Below are 13894 nucleotides of genomic sequence, written 5' to 3'. Positions count from 1 at the left end.
TGTTGCCTTACTTGTCCATTACAGGAGCACTGCAATGACATTCACAGCTTCTCAACTGCTGGCCCTGTTGCCCCTGCTGCTGACCACGGGGGCCATGCTGGCCCTGATGCTGGCCATCGCCTGGCGGCGCTGTGACGACACCGCCTTCGTCGTCACCATAGCGGGCCTCAACCTGGCGCTCTTCTCCCTGCCCATCGTCATGGCGCAGGGTGATCAGGGGGTCACCCCGCTGCTGCAGATAGACGGCTACGCCGTCTTCTACATGGGGCTGGTGCTCATCGGCGCCCTGGCCACCTGTACCTTCGGTCGCTCCTGGCTCAAGGGCTATCCGGACAACCGGGAAGAGTTCTACCTGCTGCTGCTGATCGCCACCGCCGGCGGCCTGGTGCTGGCCGGTTCCCGCCACCTCGCCTCCCTGTTCATCGGGATCGAGATGCTGACCCTGCCCATGTTTGGTCTGGTGGGCTACGCCTACCGCGAGCGCCATTCGCTGGAAGCCAGCATCAAGTACATGGTGCTCTCCGCCGCCGCCACCGCCTTCCTGCTGTTTGGCATGGCGCTGCTCTACGCCCAGGCGGGTAGCCTGAGCTTCAGCGATCTCGGCCTGACCCTGGCCACCACCCCGGCTCACCACCCGCTGCTGATGGGCGGTCTGGGACTGATGCTGGTGGGGTTTGCCTTCAAGCTCTCCCTGGCCCCCTTCCACCTCTGGACACCTGACGTGTACGAAGGCGCCCCGGCACCTGTGGCCACCTTCCTGGCCACCGTCAGCAAGATAGCCGTGTTCTGCGTGCTGCTGCGCTTCTACCTGGCGGTGCCTGCGGCGGGGGATCCGATGATCCACTGGCTGCTGGCCGCCATGGCGGTCGTCTCCATCGTCATCGGCAACCTGCTGGCCCTGCTGCAGACCAACATCAAGCGGATGATGGGTTACTCCTCCATCTCCCACTTCGGTTATCTGCTGGCGGTGATCGTCGCCAGCCGCCTCGGCCAGATGCCGGTGGAAGCGGCCGGCGTCTACCTGCTGATGTACCTGTTCACCAGCCTGGGGGCCTTCGGCGTCATCAGCATGATGTCCAGCCCCTATCGCGGCAAGGATGCGGACTCCCTGCACAGCTACCGTGGTCTGTTCTGGCACCGCCCCTACCTGACCGCCGTCATGACGGTGATGATGTTGTCGCTCGCGGGTATCCCCATGACGCTGGGCTTCATCGGCAAGTTCTATCTCATCGGGGTAACGGTCGATGCCAAGCTGTGGTGGCTCTCCGGCGCCATAGTGCTGGGCAGTGCCCTGGGTCTCTATTACTACCTGCGCGTCATGGTCACCCTCTATCTGCGGGAACCCGGCATGCAGCTGCGCGATGCCAAGGCCGACTGGGCCGTCTCCTCGGGCGGCATGGTGGTCCTGCTCTCCGCCATCATAGTGGTGGCGCTGGGCATCTACCCCCAACCCGTCATCAGCCTGGTGCAGGGCTTCCAGAACGTGGTCTTGCGCTAACCCGCCCTGATGGCCAATGCCCCTTGTGTCAGGCACCATTGGCCATCTTCCAGAGATGAAAAAATCCGAAACCAGCTTGGCTGGTTTCGGATTAATGTGATTGTCAGCAGATGAAACCTACAGATTCAGAATAGGACTTTAGTCGACACATTCCATTAATGTGTTTATTAAGACCCTTTATATTTATGACAAGAATCTATTTTCTCAACGTGAAATCATAGTTCCCCTCACCATTATAAGAATAAACATTAAACCGATAATAACCACTGCTTGCAACATAGTTAATCGCTTCATTCGAGGTGACGCTTGTTGATGTTGCCACAGCTATCCAAGTACTATTCTGCCATTTTTCCAGTGACAAATCGAAATCAGCATTGCCGGGGCCGGTCAACACACCACTCAGGGTTCCACCATCATATTGAAACCAGCTGCCATTCGGAATGATATGACTAACGCCCTTCCCACTCAGATAACCTGAATAATTTTCCTCTTGATTTGAATTACCCTTGCCACCGATGTCAAATGTCATTTGACTTGAGACAGCGCTGATATTAGTCAGCTCCAACCCTGAATCAGCACCACTCCACCAGCGTGAATTGGTTCCTCGGCTGGACAGCGCATTGGGTTGAGTATCACCGAAAGTGTCTTGCCCAGAAGCATGATACATATCATAAGCATCACCAAGATTAGTATTTTTTTCTGGGTCACGATTCCCATCCGCATGCTCCATCTGAACATATGGATACCACTCATTATTATTGGAGCCATTAGGATCAACATGCCATACAATCAGACCTTGACCTGGCATATACTGATTTTGCCCGACTTGAGTTCTTGTTTCTATATAAAAAGCCTCACCAGCTTTATTCTGGTTGGACCAGCGGTATAGTGTGTTGCTGTTAGCCTGGTGACTCAATAGACCTGAAGGAGCATTGCTATTAACTGCAGGATTGAGCTCGGTGATCGTTTCCCAGCCACTCAGTGAGCGAAAGTAGCCATTGGGTGGAACTGGTTTTTTATGTCTGTTACCGGTTACACCGCCATATCCCATAATGCAGTGCGAGCCAGCGGATCCTCCTGAGCTGCCATCGTAATCGTAAAGATCAGGCCAGCCGAACAACAGGTGTCCTGACTCGTGGATGAAGGTCCCGATAGATAAACTGCTATCCATGTTGGAGATCTGGTATTTGGATGCACAGACCCCATCAGCACACCAGCGGTTCAAGCCACCTTGATGAGGCCATAGGCCCTGAGCCCAGCCACCACCAGTACTGCCAGAATAGAACACGTTCAAACCACGAATATTGCCGTCACTATCTTTCGAGATGGTCGAAAAGTCGAAGCCTTCGGTGTATTCAAGCCAATCCAGAGCTTCGGCTATCAACTCTCTTGCTCTGGCACCATAGGTTATCGTGGGGTCTGTGTAATAGGATTTATATTTCTTGGCCGTATAATATCCAACCACAGTATTGGTATAGTCTAATTTATTACCAGACACAGCACGAAAATAGTCCCGGATTGATTGTGCATTTCCATAGCCTGTGTAACCGATTTGGTTGGTGTAGTTGATGACCTCACTGGGTGGAATAGAACTGGATTCATCAGGAAACTGAATTAATATGGTCAACCCTCGAACATTACCTATTACATTGGCATATTGATTGGCAAAACCACTGATTTTTGGTGACTGGGGTTGATATTGTAAAATTTTTAATTGCTTGGCGTTACGTTGCACGATAGAACGCTTGGCATGTTGAGGAATATCAGTGTCCTTCTGTATGGACCTGGTGCTAACACCATTCGACTCGGTAACTAGAACTCCGGTCGACTCAAACATTTCTTCATTTTCTGAAAGCTTGGCATAAGCGTAACCTTTCAGGGTATTGTCATAGATAACCGGATAGCCATCTTTAGTACGTTGATCTGCGTAAAGAGTTGAACCATTGAGGATCAACTCAAGTGTCGAACCATCCGGCTGCGTAACCGTGTGATGATAGTTGACATAAGGTATTGCAGCCTCCGTTTGAACAGTGAACATTACTGACCCTAGGATGGTTAAAATATTTAACCATCCTGCTCTTCCATTTTTCATTTTATCTTCCTTGTGAGTCCCGTGCAGAGTAAGTCTTATATCCAGTTCACCAGGGGATCAAATTTTATTTTTAAACTGGGATGTGTGTAACCATTCACCGACGTGAATTCAAACAAAACCATGTCATTTTTTGTGTAAGTGGGGCGTTATATCCCAGGTCAGGGAATCGCCCAGGTATTCCCATGACATTGGGCCTTATCGGCAAGTCCCATCTGATCGACGTGACGCTCAAAGTCCGGCTGTGGTGGCGCTGGGCATCTACCCCAACCCGTCATCAGCCTGGTGCAGGGCTTCCAGAACCTGGTGCTGCGCTAAGTAGCGCCCCTGCCAGAAACACAAAACCGGCCCAGGTGGCCGGTTTTGTGTTTCTGGTTGAGCAAGATCACGGCCGCAAGGTGGCAAGCTCTTTTTTTATGCGTATTTATAACCACTTATGTCACATCGCAGGTCACCGCTGAGTATCATCACCCCGCCCCTTGCTGATATATTCATGAGATACAGGAATGGAGCCAGGAGCCATGACGCAGCCCTCCTTTTGCCTCTTTGATGCCCGCTCACTGGTCGATGCACTGCTCCCCTATCGAGGCGGTCGACTCGATGTGTTGCTGGCCGAACAGGATATCGACCGTGTCGCCGAGCTGCAGCAAGAGTGCCGGCAGCTGGCGATTTCGCTTTCCGGCGCCATCTTTCCCCGCCTCATCAGCCGACAGGGTTTTCATGACAGGGGCGCCTGGCTGCTGCCCCGTCCGTTATCCCACGATCCCCGGCTGATCTCGTTACCCCAAAATGACGATGCAGACCGGCTTGCCGCCATGCTCTGCGAACAGCTGGCGCCTCGGCTCGCGCAATGGCCGGATCCGGCCCGCCCCCCCACCCTCTTTCTGACCTTCGATGCCATGATCCCCAACATCGCCTCCATCCTCGAGGGGGTCTATCTCAGGCTGGCGGACAGAGTCAACTACGCAGGCGTCAATGCGGGCAGCGGCCAGTTCAAGGCCATGCCCTGCCTGTTCGACAGCCAGACCCTGACGAGTCAGGCGGTCATCTGCAGCCTACTGCCCCATCACAGCTATCCCCTGCTGGAGCATGGCTATCAACTCATGGCCCAGCCCATGCTCGCTACCAGTACGGAGGGCAACAAGGTTTCCTTCATCGACTGGGAGCCCGCCTTCAGCCGCTACCAGTCGCTTGTCCGGCAACAATTTCAGCAGACGCTGACCCAAGCGCAGTTCTATCAGTACGGCGTCCACCTGCCGCTGGGTCTGCTGCGGGCCAATGGCGACGTGGTCGTGAGGATCCCGGTCACAGTCACCGAAGAGGGTGCCCTGCTCTGTGTTGGCGAGGTGCCGGATCACAGCATTCTCACCCTGCTCAAGGCCCCCCATAGCCCGACCGCCCATGCCATCGAACTGGCCGGCAAGCTCCGCCAGCACGGCCCGGTCGACACGCTGGAGCTTTATTACTGCGCCGGCCGTCAGCAGCATTTTGGCCAGCAGAGCGAGCTCGAGCTGAGCACGCTGTTTACCCATAGCGGCGCCCGCGAGCTGGTCGGCGCCCTCTCACTCGGCGAGATTGGCAGTTTGCGGGCGGGGGATTATCCCCTCTTCCACAATGGCGCCATTCTCTGCAACGGAGTAACGCCGTCATGAACAACGACCATGCCATGGCCATCGTCTGCGATCTCGCCCTCTGCATCGGACGCGAGGTGACCCTGGATGCCTTGCTGACCAAGGTGCTGCAACGCTTTCTGTTTCACTGCGCCTGCCCGGTTGGTCTCGTGCTGCAGCAGTTGCCGCAGGGGGAGTACAAGATCGTCAAGGCCATCGGGGACGAGCAGTTGATCCAGCAGCACGGGCAACCACTGGTGCTGCCCGCCTGGGTCAGTGGCGGCGAGCAGTGCACCCTGCACGGCCCCATCCCCCTGCCCGGCTCCCGCCCCTATCCCTTTGCCTACCGCTTGCGGATCGAAGGGGGCTACCTCATGCTGCTGCTCTCCCCCAGAGCCGAACAAGAGGGTGAACAGCTGTGCCACCTGTTCAGCCCCATCCTCGGCAACCTGGCTCGCGCCATCCAGCTGTGCCGGGACAGCGAGCAGCTGGCCCTGCGTCAGCAGGCGGAGCTGGTGGACATGCAGCGCTTCAACGAATCCCTGCTCAAGGCGATCCCCATTCCCGTGTTCTACAAGGACGTCGAGGGGCGCTTCATCAGTTGCAACCCGACCTTTACCCAGATCACCGGCATCAGCAAGGCAGAGCTGCTGGGGAAACGCGTGGATGAAATTCTACCGCCCGAGATGGCGGACGAGTACAGCCAGCGGGACATGGAGGTACTGCGCAGCAAGCAACCGCAATATTTCGAGCACAGTCTGCTCGATCGCAGCGGCCACCGTTATCAGGTGCTCAACTTCAAGGATCTCTTCTATGACCATCAGGGCAAGGTGGCCGGCATCATAGGAGCACTGGTCGATATCACCCATATCAAGGAGAGCGAGCAGCATCAGCGCACCTTGCTGTTTCAAACCATAGCGGCGCTCTCCTCCGCCATCGCCCACAAGGATCCCGGCACGGCCGGCCATGAAAGGCGCGTACACGACCTGGCGCTGGCCATAGGTCAACACCTGCAACTGCCACAGGAGCGGCTGGATGGGCTCGGTCTCGCGGCCATGGTGCACAACATAGGCCTGCTGCAGATCCCGGCCGAAATCCTCACCCGCCCCCGTGAGCTCAGGCCGGTGGAGTTTGAACTGATCAAGCTGCACCCTCAGGCCGGCTGTGACATCCTGCAGCAGATAGATTTCCCCTGGCCCATCGCCACCATAGTGCAGCAGCATCACGAAAACATGGACGGCAGCGGCTACCCGCAGGGCCTGCAGAGTGATGCCATCTGTCTGGAAGCCAGGATCATCCGGGTAGCGGACTCGCTGGCTGCCATGACGGCGCACCGCCCCTTCCGCCGCGCCATGTCGCTGACCGATGCCTTCGCCCAGTTGGCGCGCTATGCCGGCGTCCACTATGACGAGCAGGTGGTGAACGCCTGTCTCGCCGTGTGGCAGGCGGGCTACCGTTTCACTACCAGCTGATCAGCCGCAGGAGCACAGATGACTTCAAGACCAGAACCCTCATCCCGCCATCAGCTCGACGCCCAGCTGCCGTTGCCCGCTGGCCCTCTCTTCGCTCAGGTGATGGATCAGCTGCCCTATCGCGTCCTGCTCAAGGATACCCGCTCCGTCTTCACTGCCTGCAACCGGCTGCTGGCCGATGATCTCGCCCTGGAGCCGGCCCAGATCATCGGCAAGTGCGATGCCGATTTTTTCCCGGCCGAGCTGGCCCAGCGCTATCGGGATGACGATCTCAGGGTCATGACCAACGGCACAACGCACCGGCACGAAGAACCCTACCTCAAGGGCGGCGAGGCCCGCTGGCTCAGCACCACCAAGTTTCCCCTGCGCGATGAGCTGGGCCAGGTGATCGGCGTCGGCGTCTTTTTCGATGACATCACGGAGAAGAAACAGCAGCAGGAGCAGTTGCTGCAATATACTTGGACCCTGGAGGCCATTGGCCGCGCCCACCATGCCATGCTCGGGCAGGGGGATGAGCAGATGCTGCTGCAGGAGATCTGTGACGCCATCACCTTCGATGGCCGCTTTCCCCTCGTCACCGTGCTGCAGGAGGCCACGGAGCCGGATGCGCTGCAGATCCTGGCGCAGGCGGGCAACGCCGTCTGGTTTGCCAATGACCGCTGGCTCACCCGGGATACTGCCTTGCGTCAGGCCATCCGCGATGACGAACCACGCAACGAAGCACTGGCGAGCGAGATTGTCCATCACTCGGCCACCTTGCGGGCCCGCCTGCTGCTCCCGCTGCCGTGGCATTCCAGCGTGCGGGGCGCCCTGCTCATCCACAGCCCGCAGGCCAGGGCCTTCACCGAGGAGGAGGTGCGACTGTTCAGCCAGCTGGCCGATTACCTGGCCTATGGCCTGCACGCCCGTGGCACTCAACAGGCCTATCTCGCCGCACAGCGGGACAAGGTGCTGCATGCCCGTCAGCTGGAGCTGGCGCTGGAGGATGCCCTTGGTGCCATCGCCGCCGTACTGGAACAACGCGACCCCTACACAGCCGGTCACCAGAAACATGTCGCCACCCTGGCCATGGCCATAGGCCGCGAGCTGGTACTGGGCGAAAAACAGCTGCGCGGCCTCTATCTGGGGGCCATGGTGCACGACATCGGCAAGATCCAGGTACCGGTCGACATCCTCACCAAACCGGGCAGACTGACCCCCCAGGAGTTCAATCTGGTCAAGGAACACCCTGGAGCCGGTTACCAGGTCCTCAAGGACATCGCCTTCCCCTGGCCCATCGCCCAGATGATCCACCAGCATCATGAGTATCTCGACGGCTCAGGCTATCCAGAGGGTCTCGTGGGGGATCAGATCTTGCTGGAGGCGCGCATTCTCACCGTGGCCGACATTGTCGAGTCCATGTCTTCGGATCGACCCTACCGCGCCGCCCTCGGCATTCCCCAGGCCAGGGCTCACATCATACGGATGCGGGGAGCCCAGCTGGACGAGGCCGTGGTGGATGCCTGCCTGCGCATTCTGGATCGGGGGGATTTCACCCCCCACGAGCTGGGCAACGGCTAGCAGGAGGCAGAGATAAAAAAACCGGCCTGCTGGCCGGTTTTTTATTGTTGCAGGTTGCGCTGCGGGATTAACCCAGTTGCACCCGGGCGTTGCGGAACATCCGCATCCAGGCACCGTCCTCGCCCCAGTTGTCCGGGTGCCAGGAGTTGGCCACGGTGCGGAACACCCGCTCCGGGTGCGGCATCATGATGGTGGCGCGACCATCTGTGGTGGTCACGGCGCTGATGCCGTCCGGCGAGCCGTTCGGGTTGGCCGGGTACTGCTCGGTGACCTTGCCGCGGTTGTCCACGAAGCGCAGTCCCACCAGACCACTGGCTTGCAACGCGCTCAGGTGAGCGGCATCACGCACCTCCACTCGCCCTTCCCCGTGGGAGACGGCAATGGGCATCACTGAACCAGCCATGCCGGCGAAGAAGGCAGACGGTGACTCCTGCACCTCCACCAGACTGAAGCGCGCCTCGAAACGCTCGGAGCGGTTGCGCACGAAACGCGGCCACAGATCGGCTCCCGGGATCAGGGTGCGCAGGTTGGACATCATCTGGCAGCCGTTGCACACGCCCAAGGAGAGGGTGTCGCCACGCTCGAAGAAGCGCTGGAACTGCTCGCGGGCGTTGTCGTTGAACAGGATGGACTTGGCCCAACCCTCACCGGCCCCCAGCACGTCGCCGTAGGAGAAGCCGCCACAGGCCACCAGGCTCTGGAACTCTTCCAGCTTGATCCGGCCGCTGAGGATGTCACTCATATGCACATCCACCGCCGCAAAGCCGGCCCTATCAAACGCCGCCGCCATCTCCACGTGGGAGTTGACCCCCTGCTCGCGCAGCACCGCCAGACGGGGGGATACCCCGCGGGCGATATAGGGCGCAGCCACGTCGTCGGACGGGTTGTAGCTCAGTTTGGCCTGCAGACCCGGATCCGTGGCGTCCTGACGGGCGGCATGTTCCTGATCGGCGCACGCCGGGTTGTCGCGCAGACGCTGCATCTGCCAGCTGGTCTCGCCCCAGAGGGTGCGAAGCGCAGTGCGGCTGGCGCGATACACTTCCTGGCCCGCGCGCTGCAGGGTGATGAGATCCCCCTCGCGCACCGTGCCCAGCACGTGGGAGCAGGCGGCCAGGCCGTGACCGGCCAACAGTGTCATCACGGCTTCCTTGTCGTCGCGACGCACCTGGATGACGGCACCCAGCTCCTCGTTGAACAGCGCAGGCAACAGCTCGCCACCGATGCGGTCAAGCTGGATATCGAGCCCGCAGTGACCGGCGAAGGCCATCTCGGTCAGGGTAACGAAGAGACCGCCGTCGGATCTGTCGTGATAGGCGATCAGTTTGCGATCGGCCACCAGCGCCTGAATGGCGTTGAAGAAGCCCTTCAGCTGCACCGGATTGTCGAGATCCGGCGCCTTGTCCCCCAGCTGGCGGTAGACCTGGGCCAGGGCGGAGGCGCCGAGACGCTGCTTGCCGTTGCCAAGATCGATGAGGATAAGGTCGGTCTCACCGAGATCGGTACGCAGTTGCGGAGTGACGGTATTGCGCACATCCTCGACCCGGGCAAAGGCGGTGATGAGCAGGGAGAGCGGCGAGGTGACGCTCTGTTCCTTGCCATCCTGCTGCCAGCGGGTCTTCATGGACATGGAGTCCTTGCCGACCGGGATCGTGATGCCAAGGGCCGGGCAGAGCTCCTCACCCACCGCCTTGACCGCCTCATAGAGGCCGGCATCCTCACCCGGATGGCCGGCTGCGGACATCCAGTTGGCGGAGAGCTTGACCCGCTTGAGCGATCCGATGTGGGCCGGTGCCAGGTTGGTGAGCGCTTCGGCCACCGCCATGCGGGCCGACGCGGCATGGGAGAGCAGCGCCACCGGGGTGCGCTCGCCCATGGACATGGCCTCGCCATGATAGCCGTCGTAGGTGGCGGCGGTGACGGCGCAATCGGCTACCGGGATCTGCCAGGGGCCGACCATCTGGTCACGGTTGACCAGACCGGTCACGCTGCGATCACCTATGGTGATGAGGAAGGATTTCTCCGCCACGGTCGGCAGACGCAGTACCCGCTCGGCCGCCTCGGAAAGAGTGGTGCCATCGAGCTGCAACGGCTTGCCCTGAGCAGGCAGGGTGACAACGTCACGGTGCATCTTGGGCGCCTTGCCCAGCAGCACGTCCAGCGGCAGGTCGATGGGCTGGTTGTCAAAGTGGCTGTCAGAGAGGGTGAGATGCTTCTCTTCGGTGGCGGTGCCTATAACGGCATAGGGCGCGCGCTCACGCTCGCACAGCGCCTTGAACAGCGGCAGCTTGTCCTGCGCCACTGCCAGCACGTAACGCTCCTGGGACTCGTTGCACCAGATCTCCAGCGGGCTCATGCCAGGCTCGTCGCTCTGGATGGCGCGCAGATCGAAACGACCGCCGCGCTCACCGTCATTGACCAGCTCCGGCATGGCGTTGGAGAGACCACCGGCCCCCACGTCATGGATGAAGACGATGGGGTTGTCGTCCCCCAGCTGCCAGCAGCGATCGATCACCTCCTGGCAACGGCGTTCCATCTCGGGGTTGTCACGCTGGACCGAGGCAAAGTCGAGATCTTCGGCCGACTGACCGGAGGCCATGCTCGATGCGGCGCCGCCCCCCAGACCTATGTTCATGGCCGGGCCACCCAGCACTATGAGGGCAGCCCCGACCGGGATCTCCCCCTTCTGGACGTGCTCGGTGCGGATGTTGCCTATCCCGCCCGCCAGCATGATGGGCTTGTGATAGCCGCGCACCTCGACGCCGTTGTGGCTCGGCACCTCCTCTTCGAAGGTGCGGAAGTAGCCGAGAATGGCCGGACGACCGAATTCGTTGTTGAAGGCGGCGCCGCCGAGCGGCCCCTCCTGCATGATGTCAAAGGCGCTGACGATGCGGCTCGGTTTGCCAAAGTCCTGCTCCCAGGGCTGCTCGAAACCGGGGATGCGCAGGTTGGAGACGGTGAAACCCACCATACCCGCCTTGGGCTTGGCACCACGGCCGGTTGCGCCCTCGTCGCGGATCTCGCCGCCGGAGCCGGTGGCGGCCCCCGGGAAGGGGGAGATGGCGGTCGGGTGGTTGTGGGTCTCCACCTTCATCAGGATATCGACGCGCTCCTGATGATACTGGTACTCACCGCTGGCAGGGCTCGGGAAGAAGCGGCCACCCTGGCTGCCTTCCATCACGGCGGCGTTGTCTTTATAGGCAGACAGGACATGATCCGGCGTCTGCTCGAAGGTGTTCTTGATCATCTTGAACAGCGACTTGGGCTGCTGTTCACCGTCTATGGTCCAGTCGGCGTTGAAGATCTTGTGACGACAGTGCTCGGAGTTCGCCTGGGCAAACATGTAGAGCTCGATGTCGTTGGGGTTGCGACCAAGCTTGGTGAAGTTATCCACCAGATAGTCGATTTCGTCATCGGCCAGCGCCAGACCGAGCGCCACGTTGGCCGAGGCCAGCGCACTGCGACCACCGGCCAGCACATCCACCTGGGTGAAGGGGCGCGGCGCCTGGTGGGCAAACAGGGCGGCTGCCTCGTTCATCTCGCCAAACACCACTTCCATCATGCGATCGTGCAGCACGGCGGCAACGTCCGCGCACTGGGCCTGGGTCAATCCGCCCTTGGCCTGCACGTAATAGGCGATGCCGCGCTCCAGCCGCTTGACCTGGGTCAGGCCGCAGTTGTGGGCTATGTCGGTTGCTTTGGAAGACCAGGGGGAGATAGTGCCGGGGCGGGGGGTAACGAGAAACAGCTGACCGCTGGGGGTGTGTTCGGGGATGGTCGGGCCGTAGCGCAGAAGCTGGCCCAATGTCGCTCGCTCGGGCGGTGACAGCGGGCTCGAGAGCTCGGCGAAGTGCACATATTCGGCATAGACATCCTCTATCTCTACTCCGCTCTCTACTCCACTCTCCTTTCTCATCTGTGCGAAGCGTTGCAGCAGTTTTTGGACACGAAAATCAGACAGTGCTGGGGCACCACGCAAGATATCCATATGACCTTTCTCACCAAGTGTTAAAGTGGGGGGGAATTGAGACGCGCGTATTATAGGGATCAGGCCGACGCCGGACAAACGTTTTTCTTGATTTGCCAAGTGTGACTCGGTGCACACTCTCTGGTATAAAGGTCCCTCTTTTTTGACAAATGCCGATTTTTTCAACAAGGGTACTCACCTACTTGCGCTGCATTTTTCGACTGTTTATCGGGCTGACGTTGCTGCTGACCCTGGTCGGCTGTGACTTCTACACCCCCTCCAGCCAGCTGGAACAGATCCGCCAACGGGGCGAGATCCGGGTTGGCACCATCTATGGCCCCACCTCCTATTACCAGCGTGACGAGACCGCCCAGGGCTTTGATTACGAGCTGGCGAAAAGCTATGCCGACTGGTTGGGTGTCAAGCTCACCATAGTCCCCGTCTACTCTACCGCCGAACTGGTCGAGCTGCTCAAGAAGGGCAAGCTGGATCTCGCCGCCGCCGCCATCGTGGTCACCCCGGAGCGGCGTGCCCTGTTTCGCTTCGGCCCCGGCTTTTATCAGGTCTCCCCCAAGCTGGTCTATCGCAACGGCTCCCCCAAGCCCAAAGACATCGGCGATCTCAAGGGCAGCATAGTGGTGCCTGCCGGCTCCACCGGGGAAGACCTGCTCAAGGAGCTCGGCAAACAGCACCCCAACCTGAAGTGGAGTACCAACCGGGACGCTGACGTGGAAGAGCTGCTCAAGCAGGTGGCCGACGGCAAGATTGATTACACAGTGGTGCAGGATACTGTGCTGGCCCGTACCCAGCGCTACTACCCCGAGCTCACCGAGGGGCTGACCCTCTCCAAGAACCAGACTGTGGCCTGGGCCATGACCAAGCTGCCCGATGACAGCCTCTACGCCAGCATCATCGACTTCTTCGGCCAGCGCTTCATGGATGGCGCCATCGCCAAGCTGGACGAGAAGTACTTCGGCCACGTACAGAACTTCGACTTCGTCGACACCCGCACCTTCCTGCAGCGGGCCAAGAGCCTGCTGCCCAAGTATCAGGATCTGTTCAAGACCCACGCCAGCGTGGTGGATTGGCGCCTGCTTGCCGCTATCAGCTATCAGGAGTCCCACTGGGATCCTGAGGCGCGCTCCTATACTGGCGTGCGCGGTATGATGATGCTGACCGAACCCACCGCCAAGGCGATGGGGGTCAACAACCGGCTGCATCCGGAGGAGAGCATCAAGGGCGGCGCCCGCTATCTGCAGCAGATGATGGAGAAGGTGCCCGCCTCCGTGCCCGATGACGAGAAGGTGTGGTTTGCCCTCACCGCCTACAACATCGGCTACGGCCACATGATGGATGCCCGCCGCCTGACCAAGGAGCTCGGCAAGAACCCCGACGCCTGGAGCGACGTGAAAGAGGTGCTGCCCCTGCTGCAGCAGGCGCGCTGGCACCGCAAGGCGCGCTACGGCTATGCCCGGGGCGGCGAGGCGCGCAACTACGTCAACAACGTGCGCCAGTATTACCAGAGCCTGCTCTGGCTCGACAACGAGCAGCAGAAGGCCCACCGCCGCGAGGAGCTGGATGACGACGACAGCAGCGAGCCACAGAGTGCCGAACGCCCCACCGTCATCGCCGAAGTGGTCAAACAGATCACCCTGCGTTGAGCCCTTGTTGACAAGTTTGTTTTACCGGTAGGTTCTCTGT

The 13894-nt window shown here is 60.0% G+C and carries 8 protein-coding genes; 6 read left to right on the top strand and 2 right to left on the bottom strand.

Going from position 1 to position 13894, the window contains the following annotated elements:
* Positions 1–34 precede the first annotated feature (34 nt).
* Positions 35–1498 (top strand): NADH-quinone oxidoreductase subunit NuoN, encoded by a 1464-nt coding sequence (nuoN, locus tag BN1118_RS07540; protein ID WP_043136710.1) that lies wholly within the window; start codon positions 35–37, stop codon positions 1496–1498.
* Positions 1499–1694: 196 nt separating this feature from the next.
* Here nuoN and BN1118_RS21085 read toward each other — a convergent pair whose 3' ends face one another.
* Positions 1695–3590 carry a M6 family metalloprotease domain-containing protein gene (locus BN1118_RS21085; protein WP_244463587.1) on the bottom strand — a complete coding sequence of 632 codons (1896 nt, stop codon included), beginning with the start codon at positions 3588–3590 and terminating at the stop codon, positions 1695–1697.
* 182 nt (positions 3591–3772) lie between these two features.
* On the opposite strand from BN1118_RS21085, the gene BN1118_RS21620 reads away from it, so the two are divergent.
* From BN1118_RS21620 to BN1118_RS07520, 4 genes are read left to right on the top strand one after another with little or no spacing between them, the layout of a single operon-like run.
* On the top strand, positions 3773–4048 hold the full coding sequence (locus BN1118_RS21620; protein WP_156994846.1) for a hypothetical protein: 276 nt from the start codon (positions 3773–3775) through the stop codon (positions 4046–4048).
* 60 nt (positions 4049–4108) lie between these two features.
* The gene (locus tag BN1118_RS07530) at positions 4109–5239 is read left to right on the top strand and encodes an FIST signal transduction protein (protein WP_043555304.1); all 1131 of its coding nucleotides are present in this window, start codon (positions 4109–4111) and stop codon (positions 5237–5239) included.
* Positions 5236–6669 (top strand): HD domain-containing phosphohydrolase, encoded by a 1434-nt coding sequence (locus tag BN1118_RS07525; protein WP_043555303.1) that lies wholly within the window; start codon positions 5236–5238, stop codon positions 6667–6669. Before BN1118_RS07530 ends, BN1118_RS07525 begins: the two co-directional genes overlap by 4 nt.
* A gap of 18 nt (positions 6670–6687) precedes the next feature.
* Positions 6688–8229 carry an HD domain-containing phosphohydrolase gene (locus tag BN1118_RS07520; RefSeq protein ID WP_043555301.1) on the top strand — a complete coding sequence of 514 codons (1542 nt, stop codon included), beginning with the start codon at positions 6688–6690 and terminating at the stop codon, positions 8227–8229.
* Positions 8230–8296: 67 nt separating this feature from the next.
* Here BN1118_RS07520 and purL read toward each other — a convergent pair whose 3' ends face one another.
* Complete coding sequence (gene purL, locus BN1118_RS07515) at positions 8297–12214, bottom strand: phosphoribosylformylglycinamidine synthase (RefSeq protein ID WP_043555299.1); 3918 nt, start codon at positions 12212–12214, stop codon at positions 8297–8299.
* A 149-nt stretch (positions 12215–12363) separates the two neighbouring features.
* On the opposite strand from purL, the gene mltF reads away from it, so the two are divergent.
* On the top strand, positions 12364–13854 hold the full coding sequence (gene mltF, locus BN1118_RS07510) for a membrane-bound lytic murein transglycosylase MltF (RefSeq protein WP_043555298.1): 1491 nt from the start codon (positions 12364–12366) through the stop codon (positions 13852–13854).
* Positions 13855–13894: the final 40 nt, after the last annotated feature.

Origin of the sequence: Aeromonas bestiarum, assembly GCF_000819745.1 — a bacterium.
Taxonomy (GTDB): Bacteria; Pseudomonadota; Gammaproteobacteria; order Enterobacterales; family Aeromonadaceae; genus Aeromonas; species Aeromonas bestiarum.
The sequence above is the reverse complement of the archived record's forward strand: the minus strand, read 5'-3'. Positions and strand labels throughout refer to the sequence as shown.